The 22,914-nt window shown below is 68.1% G+C and carries 26 protein-coding genes and 1 pseudogene; 19 read left to right on the forward strand and 8 right to left on the reverse strand.

The genetic code is table 11. From position 1 onward, the window contains the following. Positions 1–257 (forward strand): annotated as a pseudogene (locus A5771_RS07110) (hypothetical protein); the annotation flags it as partial. 6 nt (positions 258–263) lie between these two features. Here A5771_RS07110 and A5771_RS07115 read toward each other — a convergent pair. Beyond that, on the reverse strand, positions 264–977 hold the full coding sequence (locus tag A5771_RS07115; protein WP_064854514.1) for an SIR2 family NAD-dependent protein deacylase: 714 nt from the start codon (positions 975–977) through the stop codon (positions 264–266). Between the two features lie 29 nt (positions 978–1,006). Here A5771_RS07115 and A5771_RS07120 point away from each other — a divergent pair, with 29 nt between their 5' ends. Next, complete coding sequence (locus A5771_RS07120; protein WP_064854515.1) at positions 1,007–1,384, forward strand: GntR family transcriptional regulator; 378 nt, start codon at positions 1,007–1,009, stop codon at positions 1,382–1,384. On the opposite strand, the gene A5771_RS07125 is transcribed toward A5771_RS07120, so the two are convergent. Beyond that, positions 1,381–2,202, reverse strand: coding sequence for a class I SAM-dependent methyltransferase (locus A5771_RS07125; RefSeq protein WP_064854516.1), 822 nt, complete (start codon positions 2,200–2,202; stop codon positions 1,381–1,383). The two genes, A5771_RS07120 and A5771_RS07125, sit on opposite strands and share 4 nt — an antisense overlap. 24 nt (positions 2,203–2,226) lie before the next feature. After that, positions 2,227–2,754 carry a DUF1697 domain-containing protein gene (locus A5771_RS07130; protein WP_064854517.1) on the reverse strand — a complete coding sequence of 176 codons (528 nt, stop codon included), beginning with the start codon at positions 2,752–2,754 and terminating at the stop codon, positions 2,227–2,229. 52 nt (positions 2,755–2,806) lie between these two features. Between A5771_RS07130 and A5771_RS07135 the strand changes: the two genes are divergently transcribed. Together A5771_RS07135 and A5771_RS22520 are read left to right on the forward strand one after the other, a co-directional pair. Further along, positions 2,807–3,250: a PPOX class F420-dependent oxidoreductase gene (locus A5771_RS07135; RefSeq protein WP_064854518.1), complete on the forward strand. Its 444-nt coding sequence runs from the start codon at positions 2,807–2,809 to the stop codon at positions 3,248–3,250. A 69-nt stretch (positions 3,251–3,319) separates the two neighbouring features. Then, on the forward strand, positions 3,320–3,493 hold the full coding sequence (locus A5771_RS22520; RefSeq protein WP_109401055.1) for a DUF5302 domain-containing protein: 174 nt from the start codon (positions 3,320–3,322) through the stop codon (positions 3,491–3,493). On the opposite strand, the gene A5771_RS07140 is transcribed toward A5771_RS22520, so the two are convergent. Beyond that, on the reverse strand, positions 3,494–3,790 hold the full coding sequence (locus A5771_RS07140) for a hypothetical protein (RefSeq protein ID WP_064854519.1): 297 nt from the start codon (positions 3,788–3,790) through the stop codon (positions 3,494–3,496). A gap of 108 nt (positions 3,791–3,898) precedes the next feature. Further along, the gene (locus tag A5771_RS07145; protein WP_064854520.1) at positions 3,899–4,168 is read right to left on the reverse strand and encodes a DUF7199 family protein; all 270 of its coding nucleotides are present in this window, start codon (positions 4,166–4,168) and stop codon (positions 3,899–3,901) included. A 220-nt stretch (positions 4,169–4,388) separates the two neighbouring features. Here A5771_RS07145 and A5771_RS07150 point away from each other — a divergent pair, with 220 nt between their 5' ends. Continuing rightward, positions 4,389–4,988: an HhH-GPD-type base excision DNA repair protein gene (locus A5771_RS07150; RefSeq protein ID WP_064854521.1), complete on the forward strand. Its 600-nt coding sequence runs from the start codon at positions 4,389–4,391 to the stop codon at positions 4,986–4,988. After that, a complete protein-coding gene (locus A5771_RS07155) occupies positions 4,985–5,131 on the forward strand; it encodes a hypothetical protein (RefSeq protein WP_019737787.1) in 147 nt (48 codons plus the stop codon). The genes A5771_RS07150 and A5771_RS07155 overlap by 4 nt, the downstream gene beginning before the upstream one ends. A gap of 102 nt (positions 5,132–5,233) precedes the next feature. Here A5771_RS07155 and A5771_RS07160 read toward each other — a convergent pair whose 3' ends face one another. Further along, the gene (locus A5771_RS07160; protein ID WP_064854522.1) at positions 5,234–6,214 is read right to left on the reverse strand and encodes a hypothetical protein; all 981 of its coding nucleotides are present in this window, start codon (positions 6,212–6,214) and stop codon (positions 5,234–5,236) included. An 85-nt stretch (positions 6,215–6,299) separates the two neighbouring features. Between A5771_RS07160 and A5771_RS07165 the strand changes: the two genes are divergently transcribed. Beyond that, positions 6,300–7,586, forward strand: a complete 1,287-nt coding sequence (locus A5771_RS07165) for a mannosyltransferase (protein ID WP_064854523.1) — start codon at positions 6,300–6,302, stop codon at positions 7,584–7,586. Here the strand turns inward: A5771_RS07165 and A5771_RS07170 are convergent. Next, on the reverse strand, positions 7,564–7,848 hold the full coding sequence (locus tag A5771_RS07170; protein WP_064854524.1) for a 4a-hydroxytetrahydrobiopterin dehydratase: 285 nt from the start codon (positions 7,846–7,848) through the stop codon (positions 7,564–7,566). The genes A5771_RS07165 and A5771_RS07170 overlap by 23 nt on opposite strands. 33 nt (positions 7,849–7,881) lie before the next feature. Between A5771_RS07170 and A5771_RS07175 the strand changes: the two genes are divergently transcribed. The 6 genes from A5771_RS07175 to A5771_RS07200 all read left to right on the forward strand — a co-directional run bounded on the left by A5771_RS07175 (position 7,882) and on the right by A5771_RS07200 (position 15,511). Further along, on the forward strand, positions 7,882–8,274 hold the full coding sequence (locus A5771_RS07175; protein ID WP_064854525.1) for a (deoxy)nucleoside triphosphate pyrophosphohydrolase: 393 nt from the start codon (positions 7,882–7,884) through the stop codon (positions 8,272–8,274). A 150-nt stretch (positions 8,275–8,424) separates the two neighbouring features. Continuing rightward, the gene (locus A5771_RS07180) at positions 8,425–12,159 is read left to right on the forward strand and encodes a nitrate reductase subunit alpha (protein ID WP_064854526.1); all 3,735 of its coding nucleotides are present in this window, start codon (positions 8,425–8,427) and stop codon (positions 12,157–12,159) included. A 4-nt stretch (positions 12,160–12,163) separates the two neighbouring features. Continuing rightward, positions 12,164–13,774 carry a nitrate reductase subunit beta gene (narH, locus tag A5771_RS07185; RefSeq protein ID WP_064854527.1) on the forward strand — a complete coding sequence of 537 codons (1,611 nt, stop codon included), beginning with the start codon at positions 12,164–12,166 and terminating at the stop codon, positions 13,772–13,774. After that, complete coding sequence (gene narJ / locus A5771_RS07190) at positions 13,771–14,439, forward strand: nitrate reductase molybdenum cofactor assembly chaperone (RefSeq protein WP_064854528.1); 669 nt, start codon at positions 13,771–13,773, stop codon at positions 14,437–14,439. The genes narH and narJ overlap by 4 nt, the downstream gene beginning before the upstream one ends. Further along, entirely contained in the window at positions 14,436–15,185 is a 750-nt protein-coding gene (gene narI, locus A5771_RS07195) for a respiratory nitrate reductase subunit gamma (RefSeq protein ID WP_064854529.1), read from the forward strand. Before narJ ends, narI begins: the two co-directional genes overlap by 4 nt. Further along, positions 15,182–15,511: a DUF732 domain-containing protein gene (locus A5771_RS07200; RefSeq protein WP_064854530.1), complete on the forward strand. Its 330-nt coding sequence runs from the start codon at positions 15,182–15,184 to the stop codon at positions 15,509–15,511. Before narI ends, A5771_RS07200 begins: the two co-directional genes overlap by 4 nt. 9 nt (positions 15,512–15,520) lie before the next feature. Here the strand turns inward: A5771_RS07200 and A5771_RS07205 are convergent, their stop codons facing one another. After that, positions 15,521–16,135, reverse strand: a complete 615-nt coding sequence (locus A5771_RS07205) for a TetR/AcrR family transcriptional regulator (RefSeq protein WP_064854531.1) — start codon at positions 16,133–16,135, stop codon at positions 15,521–15,523. 87 nt (positions 16,136–16,222) lie between these two features. Between A5771_RS07205 and A5771_RS07210 the strand changes: the two genes are divergently transcribed. From A5771_RS07210 to A5771_RS07235, 6 genes are all read left to right on the forward strand, one after another. Further along, positions 16,223–17,053, forward strand: a complete 831-nt coding sequence (locus A5771_RS07210; protein ID WP_064854603.1) for a phytanoyl-CoA dioxygenase family protein — start codon at positions 16,223–16,225, stop codon at positions 17,051–17,053. Between the two features lie 16 nt (positions 17,054–17,069). Beyond that, on the forward strand, positions 17,070–17,456 hold the full coding sequence (locus A5771_RS07215) for a RidA family protein (protein ID WP_064854532.1): 387 nt from the start codon (positions 17,070–17,072) through the stop codon (positions 17,454–17,456). Between the two features lie 39 nt (positions 17,457–17,495). Beyond that, positions 17,496–17,885, forward strand: a complete 390-nt coding sequence (locus tag A5771_RS07220) for a MarR family winged helix-turn-helix transcriptional regulator (RefSeq protein ID WP_064854533.1) — start codon at positions 17,496–17,498, stop codon at positions 17,883–17,885. 61 nt (positions 17,886–17,946) lie between these two features. Continuing rightward, entirely contained in the window at positions 17,947–19,830 is a 1,884-nt protein-coding gene (typA, locus tag A5771_RS07225) for a translational GTPase TypA (protein ID WP_064854534.1), read from the forward strand. A gap of 23 nt (positions 19,831–19,853) precedes the next feature. Next, complete coding sequence (locus A5771_RS07230) at positions 19,854–21,752, forward strand: ABC transporter family substrate-binding protein (RefSeq protein ID WP_064854535.1); 1,899 nt, start codon at positions 19,854–19,856, stop codon at positions 21,750–21,752. A gap of 231 nt (positions 21,753–21,983) precedes the next feature. After that, a complete protein-coding gene (locus A5771_RS07235) occupies positions 21,984–22,895 on the forward strand; it encodes a hypothetical protein (protein ID WP_234782986.1) in 912 nt (303 codons plus the stop codon). The last annotated feature ends 19 nt before the right edge of the window (positions 22,896–22,914 follow it).

Below are 22,914 nucleotides of genomic sequence, written 5' to 3' on the forward strand. Positions count from 1 at the left end.
CGCCGCTGTCCGCCAGAGCCACGGTGAGCATCCGCGACACCGCCTCGGCGGCATTACCCGGCTTGCTGCAGCGACTGGCCGACGCCACGTTCTGGCCGAAGCTGTTCGGGAATTGTCATACCCACCGCGACACCGAGCAGATGATCACCGACGCCGGCTTCACCGTCGGGACATCCCGGCGCGGCCATCAGTTTCCGGCGTGGGCGCCGGTACCGGTGTCGGAGTTCGCGCTGGGTCGTGCCAACCGCCCGGCCTGAGCCGCGTTAACCCAACAGCGAGGGCAGTCGCTGCAGCAAGCCGGGTAATGCCGCCGAGGCGGTGTCGCGGATGCTCACCGTGGCTCTGGCGGACAGCGGCGTCGCTTCGGGGTTGACCTCGATGACGGTCTTGCGCTGCTCCAGTGCCAGCTCGGGCAGGCTGGCCGCCGGATAGACCACCGCAGAGGTTCCCACCACGACCAGCACATCGGCGGCGTCGATGGCCCCGATGGCGGCGCTCCACGGGCCCTCCGGGAGGTTTTCGCCGAACCAGACGATGTCTGGGCGGATCAAACCGCCGCAGCCGCAAACCGGCGGGGCCACTTCCAGCTGCGGCTCCGACATCTCCGGCAGTTTCTCGGTGTAGGGGTGATCGCAGTCCGCGCAACGGAAGGTGAACATGCTGCCGTGCAGATGGTGCACCCGAGAACTACCGGCGCGTTCGTGTAGATGGTCGACGTTCTGGGTGATGACCTGGACGTCGGCGTGCTGTTCCCAGTCCGCGACCGCGTGATGCCCGGCGTTCGGTTCGACGCGGCTGGCCAACTGGTGGCGCCACAGGTACCAGCCCCAGATCAGTTCCGGGTGACGGTTCCAGCCATCGATGCTGGACACCTCATAGGGGTCGTACTGCGCCCACAGCCCCTTCTCGTCATCGCGGAAGGTAGGCACCCCGCTCTCCGCTGAGATCCCCGCGCCGCTGAACACCGCCACCTGCACGCCACCAACATAGCCGGGATACTGGGTCGATGGACTTCACGGAACTGCTGGGGATCGATGCGCAGCCGGGCGTTCCGTTGTTCGAGCAGGTCAGGACGCGAATGATCGAGGCGGTCCGCGAAGGCGCCCTGCCGGCGGGAACCAGGTTGCCGACGGTGCGCGAGCTGGCCGGTCAGCTGGGCCTGGCGGTCAACACGGTGGCCCGGGCCTACCGGGAGCTGGAGACCGCCGGGGTCGTCGAAACCCGCGGCCGTTTCGGCACTTTCGTGGCGAGCAGCGATCCGGCCGGTGCGGCCATGACGGCGGCCGCCGGTGCTTTCGTCGCGGCGGCCCGCGCGGTCGGCCTCGGCAAGGCCGACGCGCTGCGCTACCTCGACGTGGCCTTCGACAACGTCGGCGGTGTTTAGCCGAATTCCAGCAGGGTCAGCGATGGGCGGGCGTCGGCGAGGGAACGCAGCCCGTAGACGGTCGGCAGCACAGTGTTGAACAGCCACCCGCGGCCCCGCGGCAGCTGCAGATCGTGGACCGCCCGGACGCCGGGCACGGTGTCCACCAGCTTGGCGCTGTCCGCGGCGGACAGGGTGAACGGCATCGAGGGTGCCCGGTAGCGCAGCGATGTCGGTACGCCGTGACGGAGCAGCCAGCCGATCCAGGCGGGCGGGAGGTCGAAGATCATCCGGCCGCCCGGAAAACGGCGGGCGCACTCGGCGATCAGACCCAGCGACTGCTCGGGCTGCAGATACATCAGCAGGCCCTCCGCGCTGATGAACACGCCGTCAGAATGATCGACCCGGTCCATCCAGCTGTAGTCCAGTGCGGATTGGGCGCACACCGAGACCCGCGACTCTGCCGGGAGCAGGCGCTCGCGGATCTCGATGATCGGCGGCAGATCGACGGTGAGCCAACGGAATTGCGGATCATCAACCGCTTCACTGAGCCGCCAGAAGCTGGTCTGCAAGCCCTCGGCCAGTGCCACCACGGTGCCCGTCGGGTGCTGGCGAAGGAAGCGCAGCGCCTCGGTATCGATGCCGAGTGCGCGCACGGCGATGTCCTGGCGGGTCGAGCCGAACTTGGCGAAATCGAAGTCGATCGAGTCCGCCAGCCTTACCGCCATCGGATCGTTGAGGATCCGGTCGGGACGGCGGGCCTCGGTCGCTCGCGCGTTCAGGGTCAGCAACGCGGTCTCGGAGACACCGGTCAGGGTGACTTTCTGTGCCTGGCTCACCGCTACGACCTTACCGGTGGCGGCTCAGCGCAGCGTCTTGGTCAAGGTGCGTAGGTTGCGGGTCGTGGTCGAGGCCGCGTAGCGCTTCTTGCCCATCGTCTTGCCCACGGTGCTGTCCAGGGTGTTGCCCTTGGGGATCTGCCAATAGATCACCCCGTCGCCCGGCGCGATCATTTCGCCGGGGCCGGTCTGGGTCTCGTCGGCGAGCGCGGACAGCTCGGCCAGCGCCGCCTCGTCGGCGACGAAGGTGACATAGGAGTGCGAGCCGACGACCTCCGGTTCGAACGGGTAGGCCGCGACGATGTCACGCACGGTGTCGATGTCGTAGACCAGCACCCGGGCCGGGTAGTCGAAGCGCTCGCTCAGGGCGGCTTCCACGGTGCTGCGTACCGCCGCGGCACCCTTCGGTGATTCCAGCACGACGTTGCCGCTGGCGAGAACGGTGCGGACCTCGGCCAAGCCTGCCTCGGTCAGTGCGGCAGCGACGTCGGCCATCTTGAGGTTGACGCCGCCGACGTTGACGCCGCGTAAGAACGCCGCGTACCGGGTCATCTGCGCGATAGTAACGACGGCGCACACCGGCTTCAATCGGTACGCTTCCGGCATGGGACGCCAGGTATTCGACGACAAGTTGCTGGCAGTGATCAGCGGGAACTCGCTCGGCGTGCTGGCTACCGTCAAACGCGACGGGCGTCCACAACTGTCGAACGTGCAGTATCACTTCGACCCGCGCGCGGTCGCGGTGCAGGTGTCGGTCACCGAACCGCGGGCCAAGACCCGCAATCTGCGTCGCGATCCGCGGGCCTCGCTGTTGGTCAGTTCCGACGACGGATGGTCCTATGCCGTCGCCGAAGGGGATGCTCAGCTGACGCCGCCGGCCGCTGCTCCCGGCGATGACACCGTCGAGGCGCTGGTGGCGTTGTACCGCAACATCGCCGGCGAGCACCCGGATTGGGACGAGTACCGCGAGGCGATGGTGACCGATCGCCGCGTGCTGCTGACGTTGCCGATCACGCACCTGTACGGCATGCCGCCGGGCATCCGCTGAGCTACGCCGATGGCGGTGACCCGCTTCGACCGGCTGCGCCGCTCTTGCGATCCCCGCTAAGCTCCGGTCATGCCCGAAACAGATTCCGCCGCAGACGAGAACAAGCGCAAGTTCCGGGAGGCCCTGGAGCGCAAGAAGGCGAAGTCGGCGGGCGGCTCCGACCACCGGGACGCCGGCGCCAAGCAGCCCAGATCGCACGGCCCGCTGGAGAGCCGCCGGGAGTTCCGGCGCAAGAGCGGGTAGTTACTGCACCGGGCAGGCGTATTTGCGGGCCACGTCCATCAAACGCTGGTCGGCGCCCGGGCCAACGACGCCCTGCGCGACCAGTTCCCAGCCGATCAACCCGGGCAGGCCGCCTTCGCAGGCCTGATGGGCAACCCGCCACGCGGTGTCAGGATTCAGGTTGAACCCGTTGCGTTCCAGCCCCTGCATGTAGGTGTCGAACTCCGGGGTGCCCTGCTCCGGTATCGCGCCGGCCGTGGCGGCCAAGGCGAGGGCGCAAGCCATCGCTGCGATGAAAATTGCCGCTACACGTCTCATGCCTGTCTCCTGGAACTGCTTGCGCCGGTTGTCGAATACACGGTTGCATACTCCACCGACACGGACGCTCGTACCCCCGAAGCGGGCGAACTGGGCGCAGGCGCCAGGTCACGGGTAGTCCAGACCGTGACGGTCCTGGTCAATGGTGCGCTGCCGGTCCTGCCAGGTGCTGTCCGTATCTCGTGAGCTGCCGTCGGTGGCGCACGCCGGGGGCTCCCCCTGCAAGACGTGGTAGCGGGAGTCGGCTTCGACATTGCCGTTCGCGTGCTGAACGACGTGAGTCCAGCCCCGGTACCGGCAAGGGACGGCTTCGGCGTCGGGGGCTGGCACGATGGCCAGCGCCCCGGCGGCAAGCAACAGAGCCGTCAGAGACTTCATGCGCAATCTCCCTCACCCGCTGACCGTGCATCCACTCCGCGTCATCGTAGGTCTCGGTGTAGACAGGGCTGCCTGTGCCGGCGGCGGGTAGTCGAGCCGAAACACGCACACCCGGTCGGGGTCGTCGGTCAGAACGGTGCAGCTGCTGCAATCATGGTTACGCTCTCCTTTGGTGGTGTAACGCGGACGTTGGACCTTCCGCTCTGTCGAGAGGCGGCTTGTGACTGCGAAACTCTGCCTCGCTCAAGATCCCGAGGCCGACGAACTCCTTTCGGTAGATCCGTTTGCTCTGCTCACGGGCATGTTGCTCGATCAGCAGATACCCATGGAGGTCGCTTTCGCCGGGCCGAAGAAGATCGCCGACCGGATGGGTGGCCTCGACCCGCACGAGATCGCCGGACGCGATCCCGAGGAGTTCGCCGCTCTGTGTGCGGAAAGGCCTGCGGTGCATCGCTTTCCAGGTTCGATGGCGGGCCGGGTGCAGGCGTTGGCGCGGGCCATCGTCGACCAGTACGGCGGCGACACGGCTGCGCTGTGGACGGCCGGCGAGCCCGATGGCGCCCAGGTGTACAAGCGGCTCAAGGCGTTGCCCGGCTTCGGTGAGCAGAAGGCGCGGATCTTTGTGGCCTTGCTCGGCAAGCAGTACGGCGTGACCCCGCCGGGGTGGCGGGAGGCCGCCGGCGCGTACGGCGGTGCCGACACCCGGCTGTCGATCGCCGACGTCGTCGATGCGGCGTCGCTGCAAGAGGTACGGTCCACCAAGAAGGCGCAGAAACAGGCGGCAAAACAAGCACGCGAGAGCGGAAAGGCGGCGACGTGAAGACCCATCTGAACTGTCCGTGTGGTGAGGCCATCGTCGGTAAGGACGAAGACGACCTGGTCGACCTGACCCAGAAGCATCTCGCGGATGCGCACCCCGGTATGAGCTACGACCGGGACGCCATCTTGTTCATGGCCTACTGACGCGGTCCGTGCAATAGCGCGAGACCGACGTTTGGCAGGGAAAGTGCGAGAGCACTCCTGCAAACGTCGGTCTCGGCGTCGGAGACATGGCCTACTGAGGCCTTACGGCACCACTGTCGAGCCGATGGTCGGCAGGAAGTTGCACTGGTGGTCCTTGGTGCTGACCTGACCGAAGATCGTCGACATGATGCTGCCCGAGCCGGTGTCGACGATCGCGGTCAGCGTCGTCGGCCCGTCCGCGTTGATGTCGGAGCGCGGCTGCAGGGTAGCGCTGCCGGACTTGCCCGTGGTCAGGTTGACCCAGGTGACGTTCAGCGGCAGCTTCTGGGTCTCGGCCGGGCCGGGGGTGCCGACGGCGGTGAAGACGTAGGCGGTCTGGCCGGCCTTGGGACCAGGGGTGGGAATGGTGGCTGGGCCGGCCACCGAGAGCGCCGTGGCGATGACGTTGCCGCCGTCGGCCAGGCAGTTCTGGCCGATCGAGGGGTACATGAAGTCCTGGGTCGGCGGGGCATCCGGGCCGAATCCGGGGTTGGCGGCGGCCGGTGTCGCCTCGGGCGCCGGGGCCTCGGCCGGGACGGCTTCGGCGGGCGGTGCGACGACGCCGGCGGCTTCCGGCGGCGCCGGGACGGCTTCCGGTGCGCTCGGCGCGGCCTGCGGAACCGGTCCCACCGACTTGGCGGGGTCCACACCGCTGGGCAGGTGCGCCACCAAGCCCGGCGCCGATCCGGCCGTCGGCACGTGCTCGCTGGGCAACAGGGCTTCCGGCGGTGACTGCACGAACTGCGCCACCGAGTCGGCCACCTGCCGGGAATTGGCCGGCGCTGCAGAGTTTCCGGCGAACGCGGCGGCAGCGGCGGCCAGCAGCGAGGTGGCTCCGGTCGGGTCGGCGGCTGCCTGCTGGATCACCGGGCTCAATTGTTCGAGGGCCGGCAGACCGGGAAAGCCGGCGGTGGGCAGCGGCAGGGCCGGGACGGCCGGGTCGGCTGCAGCCACCGCGCTGAGACCGCCGAAAAGCAGGGCGGCCGAGGATCCGACCGCGACGGTCGCCGTGGTGGCGTTGAACAGCGTCCGGAGGCGCGACATGATTTCCCCAATCGTCGGCGGTGGCTTCTACGAAATCCGAAGCTAGCTTGTTGCTGGTGAGGCTCAAGTGACACGAGTGTCATTTATGGGACCGTTATGGACCCGAGCCGCGACGGTGATCCAATCGCCGTTCGCTAAAGTCGTGCGCGTAGACACCACCCTCGACCCCCCGGCCGCGCGTTCCTGGACGAACCGATTGACCGCCTCGGCCCCGCTACTGCTGGCGGCCAGCATCGCGGCGCGGCTCGCCTGGACCTACCTGACCCCGCGCGGCGCCAACTTCGTCGACCTGCACGTCTACATCAGCGGGGCGGCCGCATTAGGCCATCCCGGCGCGCTGTATGACTACGTCTACGCCGACCAGACGCCCGACTTCCCGCTGCCGTTCACCTATCCGCCGTTCGCCGCGGTGGTGTTCTATCCGCTGCATCTGCTGCCCTTCGGGCTGGTCGCCTTTCTCTGGCAGATCGGCACCATGGCCGCGCTCTACGGCGTGGTCCGGCTCAGTCAGCGACTGCTCGGGGTCGCCGCCACCTCCGGGCGCCGGGTCGCGATGCTGTGGACCGCGGTCGGGATCTGGACCGAACCGTTGCGCAGCACCTTCGACTACGGCCAGGTCAACGTGCTGCTGGCGCTGGCGGTGCTCTACGCGGTCTGCAGCAGCCGGTGGTGGGTGTCGGGTCTGCTGGTGGGGCTGGCCGCCGGGGTGAAGCTGACGCCGGCGATCGCCGGGGTGTACCTGGCCGGGGTGCGGCGCTGGGCCGCCGCGCTGTTCTCGGCGGTCGTCTTCGCCGGCACCATCGCGGTGTCGGTGTGGGCCACCGGGGACCAGGCGCGCCGGTACTTCACCGAACTGCTCGGCGACGCCCACCGGGTGGGGCCGATCGGCACCTCCTTCAACCAGTCCTGGCGCGGCGGCATCTCCCGGATCGTCGGCCATGACGCCGGCTACGGTCCGCCGGTGCTGATCGCGGTCGGCGTCACGCTCGTGCTGGCCGTGCTGGCCTGGCGCGCGTTGAGCAGCAACCCCGCCCGGCGCGATCGGTTGGGCTTGCTGCTGGTGGTCGAACTGTTCGGCCTGCTGGCGTCGCCGATCTCCTGGACGCACCACTGGGTGTGGCTGGTGCCGTTGATGATCTGGCTGCTGCACGGCCCGTACGCGAATCGCCTGGGCGCCCGGATACTCGGCTGGGGCTGGCTGGCGCTGACCCTGATCGGCGTGCCCTGGCTGCTCAGTTTCGCCCAACCGACCATCTGGCAGGACGGCCGGCCGTGGTATCTGGCCTGGGCCGGCCTGGTCTACATCGCCGCCGCGGTGGCCACCCTGGCCTGGATGGCCCGCACGCAGGTCAGCTCGCCAGAGTCCGGTTGATCTCGCCCGCCATCGCCACGTCCTTGTCGGTGATGCCGCCCTCGGAGTGCGTCACCAGCGTGAAGGTCACCGTGCGCCAGCGAATATCGATGTCGGGGTGGTGATCCGCCGCCTCGGCGCGCTCGGCGACCCGCCGTACCGCGTCGATGCCGGCCAGAAACGAGTCGAACTTGATCGAGCGACGCAGCGCACCGTCGGAGTGTTCCCAGTCCTCGAGGTCGGTCAACGCGGCGTCGATTTGGTCATCGGTCAACAAAGCCATACCCGACGGTAGGACGGTATAGCCTCACACGCCATGCCCACCCAGGTTGTCGTCGCCGGAGCTGTGATCGTCGGGCCGGCGCTGCTGATCGCGCAGCGACGCCGCCCCCCGGAGCTGGCCGGACGCTGGGAGCTTCCCGGCGGCAAGGTGATGCCCGGCGAGACCGAACCGGCGGCCCTCGCCCGAGAGCTCGCCGAGGAGCTGGGCCTGGACGCCGAGGCGATCACCGTGGGGGAGCGCCTCGGTGCTGACGTCGTGCTCGACTCCGGCATGACCTTGCGCGCCTACCGGGTCAGCCTGGCGCGCGGCGAGCCCCGGCCGGACGATCACCAGGCCCTTCGCTGGGTGACCGCTGTGGACTTGCCTGACATTGACTGGGTACCTGCCGATCGAGCTTGGCTGGCCGAGCTGGCTCGGGCACTGTAGTGAAACAGCTCTGTAAATTGTGCCGATGAATTGGGTCGCTCAGCGATATACCTCGCTACGCTGGGATTTTGGGCCTGAGCGGTGCGCTGCGGCGGCCCGGCCTGCTGCCTGAACCGCTGGAGTGCGGCGACCCCTCTAAGGAGAACTCCGATGACACGCGCTACGCCGCCCACCTCGCCGGCACCGCCTTCCACGGCCCGCATCGGCGGTCCGCTCGAGGAGTTGCTGGAACGCAGTGGCCGGTTCTTCACCCCGGGCGAGGTCTCGGCGGATCGGCGCACCGTCACCCGCCGGGGCGGCCGCGAGGCCGACATCTTCTACCGGGACCGCTGGAGCCACGACAAGGTGGTCCGCTCCACCCACGGGGTGAACTGCACCGGCTCGTGCTCGTGGAAGATCTTCGTCAAGGACGGGATCATCACCTGGGAGAACCAGGCGACCGACTATCCCTCGGTGGGCCCGGACCGGCCCGAGTACGAGCCGCGCGGCTGCCCCCGGGGCGCGTCCTTCTCCTGGTACTCCTACTCGCCGACCCGGATCCGCTACCCCTACGCGCGGGGACCGCTGGTCGAGATGTTCCGCGAGGCCAAGGCCCGCCTGGGTGACCCGGTGCTGGCCTGGGCCGATATCCAGGCCGACCCGCAGCGCCGGCGGCGCTACCAGCAGGCCCGCGGAATGGGCGGGCTGGTGCGGGTGACCTGGGCCGAAGCGACCGAGATGATCGCGGCCGCGCACGTGCACACCATCACGGCCTACGGCCCCGACCGGATTGCGGGCTTCTCGCCAATTCCGGCGATGTCGATGGTGTCGTTCGCCGCCGGGTCCCGGTTCATCCAGATGCTCGGCGGCGTGATGACGTCGTTCTACGACTGGTATGCCGACCTGCCGGTCGCCTCCCCGCAGGTGTTCGGTGACCAGACCGACGTCCCGGAGTCCGGGGACTGGTGGGATGCCGCGTACCTGATGATGTGGGGTTCCAACGTCCCGATCACCCGCACCCCCGATGCGCACTGGATGGCCGAGGTGCGCTACCGCGGGACCAAGGTGGTCAGTGTCAGCCCCGACTACGCCGACAACACCAAGTTCGCCGACGAGTGGATGCCCTGCGCGGCCGGCACCGACGGTGCGCTGGCCATGTCGATGGGCCACGTCATCCTCACCGAGTGCTACGTCAAGCAAGAGGTGCCGTTCTTCACCGACTATGTGCGCCGCTACACCGACCTGCCGTTCCTGATCAAGCTGGAAGAGCGCGACGGCCGGCTGGTGCCGGGCAAGAACCTGACCGCAGCCGATCTGGGTCAGACGGTAGAAAATGCCGCGTTCAAGCCGGCCCTGCTCGACGAGGCCACCGACACCGTCGTGGTACCGCACGGCTCGCTGGGCTTCCGGTGGGGCGACGAGGGCATGGGCAAGTGGAACCTCGACCTCGGCGATGTGCGGCCGGCGCTGACCGTGCTCGACTCGGCGTCCCAGAACGGGCACCGGCGCAGCGCCCTGGTGTCGCTGCCGGGCTTCGACACCGTGGACGGCCACGGCACCGTCGTCGAGCGCGGAGTCCCGGTCCGCCAGGTCGGCGAGCACCTGGTCTGCACCGTCTTCGACCTGATGCTGGCCAACTACTCGGTGGGCCGCCCCGGTCTGCCCGGCGAATGGCCCACCGGGTACGAGGACGGCACCGCCGTCAACACCCCGGCCTGGCAGGAGCCGATCACCGGGGTCTCGGCCGCCCAGGCGATCCGGGTGGCGCGCGAATTCGCCCGCAACGCAGAGGAATCCGGCGGCCGGTCGATGATCATCATGGGCAGCGGTATCTGCCAGTGGTTCCACGGCGACGCCACCTACCGGGCGGTGCTGGCACTGCTGATGCTGACCGGCTCGATGGGACGCAACGGCGGCGGCTGGGCGCACTACGTCGGCCAGGAGAAGGTGCGCCCGCTGACCGGGTGGCAGACGATGGCCGCCGGCAGCGACTGGTCGCGGCCGCCGCGCCAGGTGCCGGGCACCTCGTACTGGTACGCCCACACCGACCAGTGGCGCTATGACGCCTACGGGGCGGACAAGCTGACCACGCCGCTGGGGCGGGGCCGGTTCGACGGCAAACACACCATGGACATCCTCGCTTCGGCCACCGCGATGGGCTGGAGCCCGTTCTATCCGCAGTTCGACAAGTCCAGCCTGGATGTGGCCGATGCGGCCGGCGCGGCCGGGCGGGACGCGGGGGAGTACATCGCCGAGCAGCTCGCCGCCGGGGAGCTGAAGCTGTCGGTGACCGACCCGGACAACCCGGTGAACTGGCCGCGGGTGCTCACGGTATGGCGAGCCAACCTGATCGGCGCCTCGGGCAAGGGCGGGGAGTACTTCCTCAAGCACCTGCTGGGCACCGACGCCAGTGTGCTCGGCGAACCGCCGGCCGGCGGGGTCAAGCCGAAGAATGTGCGCTTCGACAGCGACATTCCCGAAGGCAAGCTTGACCTGCTGATGTCGATCGACTTCCGGATGACCTCGACCACCCTGATGTCCGACGTCGTGCTGCCCGCGGCGACCTGGTATGAGAAGGCCGATCTGTCCTCGACCGACATGCACCCGTATGTGCACTCGTTCTCCGCGGCGATCGACCCGCCATGGGAGACCCGCAGCGACTACGACGCGTTCGGCGCGATCGCTCGCACCTTCAGCGGGTTGGCCAAAAAGCACCTGGGAGTCCGCAGCGACGTCGTGCTCACCGCGATGCTGCACGACACCGCCGACGCGATGGCCTATCCCGAGGGAACCGAACGCGATTGGCTGAACACCGGCGAGACACCGGTTCCCGGCAAGACGATGCCCAAAGTCACTGTGGTGGAACGTGATTACACCGCAATTCACGATAAGTGGCAGACTCTGGGCCCGTTGGTGGAGACCCTCGGCATGTCGACCAAGGGTTATACCGTGTTCCCCCACGAAGAAGTCGAGGACCTGGCCGGCCGGTTCGGGGTGATGAAATCCGGGGCCGGAGAAGGGCGCCCGGCGCTGACCACCGCGACGCGGATGGCCGACACCATATTGGCGCTGTCGGGCACCACCAACGGCCGGATCGCCACCGAGGGCTTCCGCGAACTGGAGAAGCGCACCGGGCAGCGGCTGGCGCACCTGTCGGAGGGCAGCGAGGAAAAGCGGATCACCTACGCCGACACCCAAGCTCGTCCGGTGCCGGTGATCACCAGCCCGGAATGGTCCGGCAGCGAGACCGGCGGCCGGCGCTACGCGCCGTTCACCATCAACATCGAGTGCCTGAAGCCGTTTCACACCCTGACCGGCCGGATGCACTTTTACACCGCGCACGACTGGATCGAGGAACTCGGCGAGCACATGCCGGTCTACCGGCCCCCGCTGGACATGGTGCGGCTGTTCGATGCCCCCGAACTCGGCGAGGTCGGCGACGGCATCGGCATCACCGTGCGGTACCTGACCCCGCACTCGAAGTGGTCGTTCCACTCCACCTACCAGGACAACCTGTACATGCTGTCGCTGTCCCGCGGCGGGCCGACCATGTGGATGAGCCCGGGAGACGCCGCGAAAATCAATGTGAAAGACAATGATTGGATCGAGGCGGTCAACGTCAACGGGGTGTTCGTCGGCCGGGCGATCGTGAGTCAGCGGATGCCGGACGGGGTGGTGTTCGTCTACCACGTGCAGGAGCGCACCGTCGACACCCCGCGGGCCGAGACCAACAACAAGCGCGGCGGTACCCACAACTCGCTGACCCGGATCCGGGTCAAGCCCAGCCATCTCGCCGGCGGCTACGGCCAGCATGCGTTCGCGTTCAACTACCTGGGACCGACCGGTAACCAGCGCGATGAGGTGACCGTGGTGCGTCGCCGCCGCAACCAGGACGTGAGGTACTGAGCACATGAAAGTAATGGCGCAGATGGCCATGGTGATGAACCTGGACAAATGTATCGGGTGCCACACCTGCTCGGTGACCTGCAAACAGGCCTGGACCAACCGCGAGGGCACCGAGTACGTCTGGTTCAACAACGTCGAAACCCGCCCGGGCGGAGGGTACCCGCGCACCTACGAAGATCAGGACCGTTGGAAGGGCGGCTGGACGCTGGACAAGAAGGGCCGGCTGCGCCTGCTGGCCGGCGGACGCGTCCACAAACTGCTGAACATCTTCGCCAACCCCAACCTGCCCGGCTTGAAGGACTACTACGAGCCGTGGACCTACGACTATGAGAACCTCACCACGGCGCCGCTGGGCGACACCATCCCGGTCGCGGCGCCACGGAGCTCGATCACCGGCGATCCGATGAAGATCGAGTGGGGGCCCAACTGGGATGACAACCTCGCCGGATCACCGGAGAACCTGGTCAACGACCCGATCTTGGCCAAGATCAGCGACCAGGTGAAAAGCGAGCTTGAAGAAACCTTCATGTTCTACCTGCCGCGGATCTGCGAGCACTGCCTGAATCCGTCGTGCGTGGCGTCGTGTCCAACCGGCGCGATCTACAAGCGTGAAGAAGACGGCATCGTGCTCGTCGACCAGGACCGCTGCCGCGGTTGGCGACTGTGCGTGTCGGGATGCCCGTACAAGAAGGTCTACTTCAACCACAAGACCGGCAAGGCCGAGAAGTGTCACTTCTGCTACCCGCGCATCGAGGTCGGCCTGCCGACCATCTGCTCGGAGACCTGCGTCGGGCGGCTGCGCTACATCGGGCTGGTGCTCTACGACGCCGACAAGGTGCTCGAGGCGGCGTCGGTGGAGAAAGACACCGACCTGTACGAGGCGCAGCGCAGCGTGTTCCTGGATCCGACCGACCCGAAGGTGATCGCGGGCGCGCGCGCCGAGGGGATCTCCGACACCTGGATCGAAGCCGCCCAGCGTTCACCGATCTATGCGCTGATCAACACCTACAAGGTGGCATTGCCGCTGCACCCGGAGTACCGGACCATGCCGATGGTCTGGTACGTCCCGCCGCTGTCACCCGTCGTCGATGCGGTCGCCCGCGACGGGCATGACGGCGAAGACCTGGGCAACCTCTTCGGCGCCCTTGATGCGCTGCGCATCCCGATGGCCTACCTCGCCGAACTGTTCACCGCCGGCGACACCGCCGTCATCGAAGACGTGCTGCGACGGCTGGCGGCAATGCGTTCCTACATGCGCGACATCAGCTTGGGCCGCGAGGCCCAACCGCACATCCCTGACTCGGTCGGCATGACCGAAGAGGAGATGTACAACATGTACCGGCTGTTGGCGATCGCGAAATACGAAGAGCGCTATGTGATTCCGACCGCCTACAGTCAGAAGGCGCACGAGCTCGAACACATGGGGTGCTCGATCACCGGTGGCCCGAACGGACACGAGGACGACCCGTTCGTCGGCACCGACGGTCAAGACGGCTCGTCGTTCCACATGGTCGAGAACGGCGGACACGCCCAGCGGCCGCGGGGCCGGACCAACCTGCTCAACTGGGGCGGCGGCGATCAGGCGGCGCCCGAGATGTTCCCGGAGCACCGGTGAAGCGGTTCGTCCGCTCCCTGCGGCGCCAACCCGGCGGGCCGGGCGATCGGGCGGTGTGGCAGGCGGCGTCGCTGTTGCTGGCCTATCCCGACGAGCAGCTGCATCAGCGGCTCGACACCGTCGAAGCACTGCTCGCCCACGCCGACGCGAAGCCGGCGGAGCTGTTGCGGCGCACCGTGTCCGCGCTGCGCGAATTCGAGCCGATGGCCGCTGCTGTCGACTACGTCGAAACCTTCGACATGCGACGGCGTTCGACGATGTTTCTGACCTACTGGACCGGCGGGGACACCCGCAACCGGGGCATGCAGATGCTGGCGTTCGCCACGGCCTACCGCGAGGCCGGCGCCGAGCCGCCGGCCGGCGAGGCGCCCGATCACCTGCCGGTGGTGCTGGAGTTCGCCGCGACGGTCGACCCCGAGGCCGGGCGGCGGCTGCTGCTGGCGCACCGGGCGCCGATCGACGTGATGTACAAGTCGCTGAGCGACGCAGAATCGGCGTATGCCCACACGCTGGCCGCGGTGTGCGAGACACTACCGGCGGCAACCGATCAGGAGGTGCAGAACGTGACCGAGCTGATGGCGTCTGGGCCGCCGGCCGAATCCGTTGGGCTGCAGCCATACTCGGCGACTGTTTCGCTGGGGATGCCGAAGGTGCCGACGCGATGACCGAAGTCACCGTCACCAGCCCCGCCGAGCTGTGGTGGGACATCGTGCCCTACTTCGTTCTGGCCATCGCCGGCGTCGCCACCTGGTGGCGGTACAAATACGACAAGTTCGGCTGGACCACCCGTTCCTCGCAGCTCTACGAGTCCAAGCTGCTGCGGATCGGCAGCCCGATGTTCCACTTCGGCAGCTTCGTGGTGATCATCGGTCACATCGTGGGCCTGTTCGTCCCGGAGTCGTGGACGGAAGCGCTGGGGATGAGCGACCGCCTCTATCACCTGCAGGCGCTGATCCTGGGGCTGCCCGCCGGTATCGCCACGCTGGTCGGCGTCGGGCTGCTGATCTATCGCCGGCGCACCGAGCGGTCGGTGTTCAAGGCCACCAGCGTCAACGACAAGCTGATGTATCTGGTGCTGGTGTGCGCGCTGGTGGTCGGCATGAGCTGCACCCTGATGGGCACCACCGCCTACGGGGAGCAACACGACTACCGGCAGACCGTCTCGGTCTGGTTCCGGTCGATCTTCACGCTCGACCCGCGCGGTGATCTGATGCTGCAGGCCCCGATGTACTTCCAGGTGCATGTGCTGATCGCGCTGAGCCTGTTCGCGCTGTGGCCGTTCACCCGTTTGGTGCACGCGTTCAGCGCGCCGATCGGATATCTGTTCCGGCCCTACATCGTCTATCGCAGCCGGGACGTGGCCAAGAAGAATCAGCCGATGGGCTCCCGGCCGCCGCGGCGGGGCTGGTGAGGCTGTTCGCGGCGCTGCCCGCCGCGCTCATGTTGATCGGTCTGGCCGCGCCTGCCCAGGCCGATCCGGCCACCGACGACAGCGACTTCCTCGCGGCCCTGCAGGCGGCCGGCATCACCTACAACCGCCCGGATCAGGCCGTGGTCACCGCGCGGATGGTGTGCAAGTTGATCGCGGACGGCAAGCCGAGCACGGAGGTGCTCGAGGGCCTCAAGGAGCGCAATCCGGGGCTGTCGACCGAGCACGGAACGGTGTTCGTCGGGATCGCCGCACGGTCGTACTGCCCGGATCAGCTGGTGCAGAACCCTGCCGGGGGAGCGCAGTAGCGGTCTGCGCTACGGCCGCAGCTTGTGCAGCTCGTCGGTGACCAGTGCCTCGAGCCGGGCGGGCGGGAACCGGGCGGGTTCGCTGACCGCGTGCAGCGCCAGCCCGTCGACCAGTGCGCACAACACGTCGCATTGGGCGGCGGGATCGAAGTCGGTTCGCAAGGAGCCGTTCTGCTGGCCCTTGGCCAGCAGGGACCTGATGCCGCTGCGGATGGCGCTGTAACGGGCCCGGAACGCCTCCGCGAACGCGGGCTCGGTCTCGGCGCTGGCCAGGACCTGCGCGTAGAAGCGCGGCATCACCTGCTCGGCCTCGGTGGTCGGTAACGGGATCACGCACATCCGGCGCAGCTCCTCAAAGGTGTCGGTCATCGACACGGCCTGGCCGAGCAGCTCCTCGAACGGGGCGAGCACCGCGTCCGCCGCCGCCACCAGCAGCTCCTGCTTGCCGGTGAAGTGGTGCATCACCACGCCGGTGGTGTAGCCGATCTCGCGGGCGATCGAGCGCAGCGAAGCGCCGGACAGTCCCTCGCGGGCGATCACCCGCACGGCCGCATCCACAACTTCCGCCCGCCGGTCGCCGCCGGCCTGCGCCGAATGCCGCGAGGCGGTTCCGTCGGTGGGCATCAGATTCCTCCGGGGCTTGACAACGCGCCAAACGGGAACGAGCATAACACCCGTTACGAACATCACAACTGTTATGAGGTACGGGTCGTGCAGGTAACCGAGCAGCTCAAGCAGGATTTGGCGACTGACGGCGCCGTCGTCGTCCGGAATCTCTTCAATACCGAACAGCTCCGCCGGGTCAGGCAGAGCTACGACTACGGGATCGCCCACCCGAGCCCGCAGGCCAAGCGGGTCTACCCGGGCACCGCCGACGAGCACTTCAACGAATACGGCAACCCGGGCAACATCGAGCAGTACCTCGTGCTGATCAAGGATCTGGGACTGGCCGACTTTGCGGCGGCGCTGTGGGATTCCGAGCACGTGTGGTTCCTGGGCGAGGAGCTCTTCATGAAGAAGGGCGGCAAGGCCGGTCGCTCACCCTGGCATCAGGACACGTCCTACATGCCGGCTCACGGGCCGCATCTGCTCAACATCTGGATCAGTTTCGAGAAGCTCCCCAAACGCAACGCGCTCGAGTTCGTCCGCGGCTCGCACCTCGGTGCCCAGTACGACGGCACGTCCTACACCGATCCGACCGATCCCACCAAGCCGCTGTGGGGTGACGGCAGCTGGCCCCGGCTGCCCGACATCGAGGCTGAGCGCGCGCAGGATTCGGCGTCCTGGGACGTCATTTCCTGGGATCTCGAACCCGGTGACGCGCTGGTCTTCCACTCCGGCATCCTGCACGGCGGCGCCCCGGTGACGCCGGACTGCCCGGAGCGCCAGACGCTGGTGTTCCGGTTCTTCGGTGACAAACTCTTCTACCGGCCGCTGCCGTCTACCCAGCCCGATTTCGGGCATGACATCAGCGGACTCAACGACCCTTCGCTGACGCCCGGCGACCCCTACCACCCCGAATACTTCGCGCAGCTGCGCTGAATCCCGAGGAGATCCCATGGACCGCACCGTCATTCCGTCGTGGATGCAGCCGATGCACGACACCCATCACTTCGCCCCGGCGGTCATCGACGGCGATCACCTGCGCTGCTCGGGAATGATCGGCCTCCGTCCCGATCTGACCGTCTCGGAGAATCTCACGGAGCAATTCACTCAGGCGTTTGAAAACCTCCGCGATCTGCTGGGAGAGGTGGGCCTCGGCTTCGCCGACGTCACGGAGATGACCACGTATCACATCGGCCTCGCCGGGCATATCGAGGAGTTCTGCGCGGTCAAGGACGCCTTCATCTCGGCGCCGTATCCGGCCTGGACCGCCGTCGGCATCTCCGAACTGGCCTCGCCCGGGGCCTCGGTCGAGATTCGGATCACCGCCCGGCTGCGCTGATTGCCGCGCGACCGGCAGGGCGCGGCATAAAGTGACGGCGTGGCCCTGCCTGACGACGTCTATGCCCGGCTGCTTACGTTCCGGACGCGGCTGCGGCGCTTCGAGCGCTGGAGCGCTGACCAGGCGCAGGCCGCCGGGCTGACCCCGGCGCAACACCAGTTGCTGCTGGCGGTCCGTGGCCACAGTGACTCGCGGGGGCCCACGGTCGGTGATATCGCCGAATACCTGCTGTTGCGCCACCACAGTGCCGGCGAGTTGATCCAGCGTGCCGAGGCGGCCGGGCTGGTCACCCGGGTCCGCGACAGCGAAGACCAGCGGGTGATCCGTCTGCAGCTCACCGAGACGGCGGCGCATTGCCTGCAATCGCTGACTGAGCTGCACCTCGAGGAGCTGGAGCGGTTCAGCGCAGAGTCCCCGCTGGGGTTGTGACCTTCGTTGCTCTAGGCTTCTCGTTTTCGCGATTGGCGGGGTGCGCTGGCAGAATCGCCCGGTGAACTTTCGTAACGTCGCCATCGTCGCGCACGTAGACCACGGCAAGACGACTCTGGTCGACGCCATGCTCCGCCAGTCCGGCGCCCTGCAGGAACGGGGAGAGGCCGCCGACCGGGTGATGGACTCCGGTGACCTGGAGCGCGAAAAGGGCATCACGATCCTGGCCAAGAACACCGCCGTGCACCGCCACCACGCCGACGGAACCGTCACCGTCATCAACGTGATCGACACCCCGGGCCACGCCGACTTCGGCGGCGAGGTGGAGCGCGGGCTTTCCATGGTCGACGGGGTGGTGCTGCTGGTCGACGCGTCCGAAGGACCGCTGCCGCAGACCCGGTTCGTGCTGCGCAAGGCGCTGGCCGCGCATCTGCCGGTGATTCTGGTGGTCAACAAGACCGACCGGCCCGACGCCCGGATCGCCGAGGTGGTCGAGGCCAGCCACGATCTGCTGCTCGATGTGGCCAGCGACCTCGACGACGCGGCGCAGGCCGCCGCCGAGCACGCGCTGGGGCTGCCGACGCTGTATGCCTCCGGCCGCGCCGGGGTGGCCAGCACCACCGCACCCGCCGACGGCTGCGTTCCCGATGGGGAGAACCTCGACCCGCTGTTCGAGGTGCTGCTCGAGCACGTACCGCCGCCCTCGGGCGACCCGGACGCGCCGCTGCAGGCGCTGGTCACCAACCTCGACGCGTCGGCCTTTTTGGGCCGACTCGCGCTGATCCGGGTCTACAACGGCCGGATCCGCAAGGGCCAGCAGGTCGCCTGGATGCGCGAGGTCGACGGCGAGCCGGTCACCACGACGGCGAAGATCACCGAGCTGCTGGTCACCGAGGGGGTCGAACGCACCCCGACCGAGGAGGCGGTCGCCGGTGACATCGTCGCCGTCGCCGGCATCGGCGACATCATGATCGGCGATACCTTGGCAGACCCCATCGACCCGGTCCCGTTGCCGCGCATCACCGTCGACGAGCCGGCGATCTCGGTGACGATCGGCACCAACACCTCCCCGCTGGCCGGAAAGGTCTCGGGCCACAAGCTGACCGCGCGCATGGTGAAGAGCCGGCTGGACACCGAGCTGATCGGCAACGTCTCGGTGCGGGTGGTCGACGTCGGGCGCCCGGACGCCTGGGAGGTGCAGGGCCGTGGCGAGCTGGCGCTGGCCATCCTCGTCGAGCAGATGCGCCGGGAGGGCTTCGAGCTGACCGTCGGCAAACCGCAGGTGGTCACCCGCAAGATCGACGGCAAGGTGCACGAGCCGTTCGAGCACCTGACCGTCGACTGCCCGGAGGAGTATGTCGGTGCCATCACCCAGCTCGCCGCCGCGCGCAAAGGCCGGATGACCGAGATGGCCAACCACACCACCGGTTGGGTGCGAATGGAGTTCATCATCCCCAGCCGCGGCCTGATCGGCTGGCGCACCGACTTCCTCACCGAGACCCGGGGGACGGGTATCGCCAACGCGGTCTTCGACGGCTATCAGCCGTGGGCCGGCGAGATCCGCGCCCGGCACACCGGCTCGCTGGTGAGCGACCGGGCCGGGTCCATCACGCCCTTCGCGCTGATCCAGTTGGCCGACCGGGGACAGTTCTTCGTCGAACCGGGCCAGGAAACCTACCAGGGCATGGTGGTCGGGATCAACCCTCGCGCCGAGGACCTCGACATCAACGTCACCAAAGAGAAGAAGCTGACCAACATGCGATCCTCCACCGCGGATGTGATGGAGACCCTGGCCCGGCCGATCGAAATGGAGCTGGAGCAGGCGATGGAGTTCTGCGCCGCCGACGAATGCGTCGAGGTCACCCCCGAGGTAGTGCGGGTGCGCAAAGTCGAGCTGGATTCGACGCTGCGGGCGCGCAGCCGCGCCCGGGCCAAGAACCTCTAGATTTGGGCCGTCCCGATACCCTGGTGGCCGTGCCGAAACCCCTCCGCCGCCTTCCTGTGACGGCGGGCGCCCTGGTTTCGGCGATGCTGCTGGTGTTGAGCCAGGCGTGCACGGTCAATCCGCCACCGGCGCCGCAGAGCACCGAGACCCCGAAAAGCGCCCCGCCCCCGCCGCGGCGCGTCAGCCAGATCATCATGGGCATCGACTCGATCGGCGCCGGCTTCAACCCGCACCTGCGCTCCGACCTGTCGGCGGTCACCGCAGCCATCAGCGCCCTGGTGTTGCCCAGCGCCTTCCGGCCGATCCCGGATCCCGGCACGCCGACCGGTTCCCGCTGGGAGATGGATCCGACGCTGCTGGTGTCGGCCACGGTGACCGATGATGCGCCCTTCACCGTGACCTACCGGATCCGGCCCGAGGCGTCCTGGACCGACAACGCGCCCATCGCGGCCGACGACTTCTGGTACCTGTGGCAGCAGATGGTCAGCCAGCCCGGCGTCGTCGACCCGGCGGGGTATGACCTGATCACCGGGGTGCACTCCGTCGACGGCGGCAAGCGGGTGGTGGTCACCTTCGCCAAGCCGTATCCGGCCTGGCGCGAGCTGTTCAGCAACATCCTGCCCGCGCACATCGTCAAAGATGTGCCCGGCGGTTTCCCGGCCGGGCTGGCCCGGGCGCTGCCGGTCACCGGCGGCCAGTTCCGGGTCGAGAACATCGATCCGCAGCGCGACGCGATCCTGCTCGCCCGCAACGACCGCTACTGGGGCCCCCCGGCCAAACCGGACCTGATGCTGTTCCGCCGCGCCGGGTCGCCGGCCGCCCTGGCCGACTCGATCCGCAACGGTGACACCCAAGTGGCCCAGGTCCACGGCGGCTCAGCCGCCTTCGCCCAGCTGTCGGTGATCCCGGGGGTGCAGACCGCCCGGGTGGTCGCACCGCGGGTGATGCAGTTGGCGCTGCGGGCCGGGCAACCCAAGCTGGCCGACGTGCGGGTCCGCCGGGCGCTGCTGGGGCTTCTCGATGTCGGCCTGCTGGCCACGGTGGGTGCCGGCAGCGACAACACCGTCACCCTGGCCCAGGCCCAGATCCGCACGCCCAGCGACCCCGGCTACGTGCCGACCGCCCCGCCGGCCATGTCCGGCTCGGCGGCGCTCGCGCTGCTACAGGCGGCCGGCTACCAGGTCGAGAAGGATGCTCCGCCCTCCGCGCTGGTACCACCGGCGGGCGCCGAGCCCACCCTGCCGCACCCGCCGGAGATCACTCGCGGCCGAATCAGCCAGGACGGCGAACAGCTGTCACTCGTCATCGGGGTGGCGGCCAACGACCCGACCTCGGTGGCCGTGGCCAACACCGCCGCCGACCAACTGCGCAACGTGGGCATCGCGGCCACCGTGCTGCCGCTGGACTCGGTGAAGCTCTACCGCGAGGCGCTGGTGACACATCAGGTCGACGCCATCGTCGGCTGGCAGCAGGCTGGCGGCGATCTGGCGACACTGCTGGCGTCGCGGTATGGCTGTATCGCGCTGGAGGCCACCACCGTGCCGACGTCCGGTGGCCCGGCCCCGTCTGCGGCTCCGGTCCCGCCGTCGCCCTCACCCGCGGCGGAGGCGCGCACGCCGACGTCGACGGTGCCGCCGCGTCCCGACGGCTCCCCGGCGCTGGTGCAGGCGCCGTCGAACATCACCGGGGTCTGCGACCACGGCATCCAGGCCGAGATCGATGCGGCCCTCGACGGCAGCAAGCCCATCAGCGAGGTGATCGCGGCCGTCGAACCACGGCTGTGGAACATGGCGACCGTGCTGCCGATCCTGCAGGACACCACGATCGTGGCCGTCGGGCCCAGTGTGGCGAACGTCAGCCTGTCCGGGTCGGTGCCGGTGGGCATCGTCGGAGACGCCGGAATCTGGCTTAAGCGGCCTTAGGGGCGGGTCCGCAGGAGAGTAGCCGAAGCAAAAGCTTCCGGTTCGCTGAGAGATGACCCGCGGGTATCCCGGACGGCCGGTCGGCGGAGTTAAGGTCGCAAGGCCGGGAGGTTCGTCGTGGGGAAGGGGAGCCGTCGTCCGAGCCGAAATCGAACCCGTCTGCGTCTTGCGCACAGATAATCCTTGGCTATTATTAAGCAACTTGCCGCCGACAAGTGGAGGGGACGGTTGATGGAACACCTCGCTCACCGCTGCGCCACCGTGGCAGCTGCAACGCTCGCCGTCGGTGGACTGGTCGCGGCTCTGACTCCGGCCACGCAGTCACTGCCTGACGTGCAGATTCGCGCCTTCGACCTGGCCAACTCGGCGGCGGCGAACGTGGATGTCAACCCTGGCCTTGAAGTGGCCGAGAGCCACGCGCGTATCGCTTTCCCAGGTCCGGGTGACCTGGAGTCACAGCAGGTCACGCTGGGCGATCTGCTGTTCGGCAATGGCGAGAACGAACTCGGCACCGGGTCGCCGGTCGACATCGGCGACATCGAGAAGGAGTTGAGCGAACTGCTCGGCGTGGGCGGAACCCCGGACCCGCAAAGCGTGCTCAGCGTCGTGCCGTCAGTCGTCGATTTCGGTGGCGTTGCCGGTCCTTCGGTGGCAGGCTTCAGCGGCGGCAGCGAGCAGGCCGCCAACGCCGCGGTGGCAAGCCTGACGACCGGCATGTACGCCCTGATGCAGGGCCTGCCGGTGGCCTACCAATCGTTGCTCAGCGGGATTGCCAGCGCCGAATTGGCGTTCAACAACGCCCTGATGGAGGCGCAACTGAGTGTCGTCGGACAGATTCCCGACGACAGCGCAGCCAGCGAGATCGCCCACTTCATCTTCCTTGCCAACAACTCGATCGTCGCCCAGAACGAACAGGCGCTGAACAGTCTGCTCGGCATCGACCTCAGCGGGGCCGACCTGCAGAACAGCTTGTTCGGCGGTTTCGATCCGGGCAGCGCCGCGTTCGGAGCCGACTGGGATGCCCTGCTGGCTTCCTTCAGCCCGGACACGGTCTCGGCGGTTCTGCACGACAACCTCGCGTTGCTGCTGACCGACCTCGACATCCCCAACTACCTGGCGAGCTTCATCCTGGGCATCTTCTGATTCGGGCGATAGGGTTCGG

Origin of the sequence: Mycolicibacter sinensis, assembly GCF_001667375.1 — a bacterium.
Lineage (GTDB): Bacteria > Actinomycetota > Actinomycetes > Mycobacteriales > Mycobacteriaceae > Mycobacterium > Mycobacterium sinense_A.

Excerpts from the sequence above, each read along its gene's own strand:
- A5771_RS07175 (WP_064854525.1), top strand. The coding sequence starts at position 7,882 with ATGCCCACCCAGGTTGTCGTCGCCGGAGCTGTGATCGTCGGGCCGGCG.
- narI (WP_064854529.1), top strand. The coding sequence starts at position 14,436 with ATGACCGAAGTCACCGTCACCAGCCCCGCCGAGCTGTGGTGGGACATC.
- A5771_RS07160 (WP_064854522.1), bottom strand. The coding sequence starts at position 6,214 with ATGTCGCGCCTCCGGACGCTGTTCAACGCCACCACGGCGACCGTCGCG.
- A5771_RS07135 (WP_064854518.1), top strand. The coding sequence starts at position 2,807 with ATGGGACGCCAGGTATTCGACGACAAGTTGCTGGCAGTGATCAGCGGG.
- A5771_RS07215 (WP_064854532.1), top strand. The coding sequence starts at position 17,070 with ATGGACCGCACCGTCATTCCGTCGTGGATGCAGCCGATGCACGACACC.
- narH (WP_064854527.1), top strand. The coding sequence starts at position 12,164 with ATGAAAGTAATGGCGCAGATGGCCATGGTGATGAACCTGGACAAATGT.
- A5771_RS07145 (WP_064854520.1), bottom strand. The coding sequence starts at position 4,168 with ATGAAGTCTCTGACGGCTCTGTTGCTTGCCGCCGGGGCGCTGGCCATC.
- A5771_RS22520 (WP_109401055.1), top strand. The coding sequence starts at position 3,320 with ATGCCCGAAACAGATTCCGCCGCAGACGAGAACAAGCGCAAGTTCCGG.
- A5771_RS07180 (WP_064854526.1), top strand. The coding sequence starts at position 8,425 with ATGACACGCGCTACGCCGCCCACCTCGCCGGCACCGCCTTCCACGGCC.
- A5771_RS07170 (WP_064854524.1), bottom strand. The coding sequence starts at position 7,848 with ATGGCTTTGTTGACCGATGACCAAATCGACGCCGCGTTGACCGACCTC.
- A5771_RS07120 (WP_064854515.1), top strand. The coding sequence starts at position 1,007 with ATGGACTTCACGGAACTGCTGGGGATCGATGCGCAGCCGGGCGTTCCG.
- A5771_RS07235 (WP_234782986.1), top strand. The coding sequence starts at position 21,984 with ATGGAACACCTCGCTCACCGCTGCGCCACCGTGGCAGCTGCAACGCTC.
- A5771_RS07140 (WP_064854519.1), bottom strand. The coding sequence starts at position 3,790 with ATGAGACGTGTAGCGGCAATTTTCATCGCAGCGATGGCTTGCGCCCTC.
- A5771_RS07130 (WP_064854517.1), bottom strand. The coding sequence starts at position 2,754 with ATGACCCGGTACGCGGCGTTCTTACGCGGCGTCAACGTCGGCGGCGTC.
- A5771_RS07205 (WP_064854531.1), bottom strand. The coding sequence starts at position 16,135 with ATGCCCACCGACGGAACCGCCTCGCGGCATTCGGCGCAGGCCGGCGGC.
- A5771_RS07165 (WP_064854523.1), top strand. The coding sequence starts at position 6,300 with ATGGGACCGTTATGGACCCGAGCCGCGACGGTGATCCAATCGCCGTTC.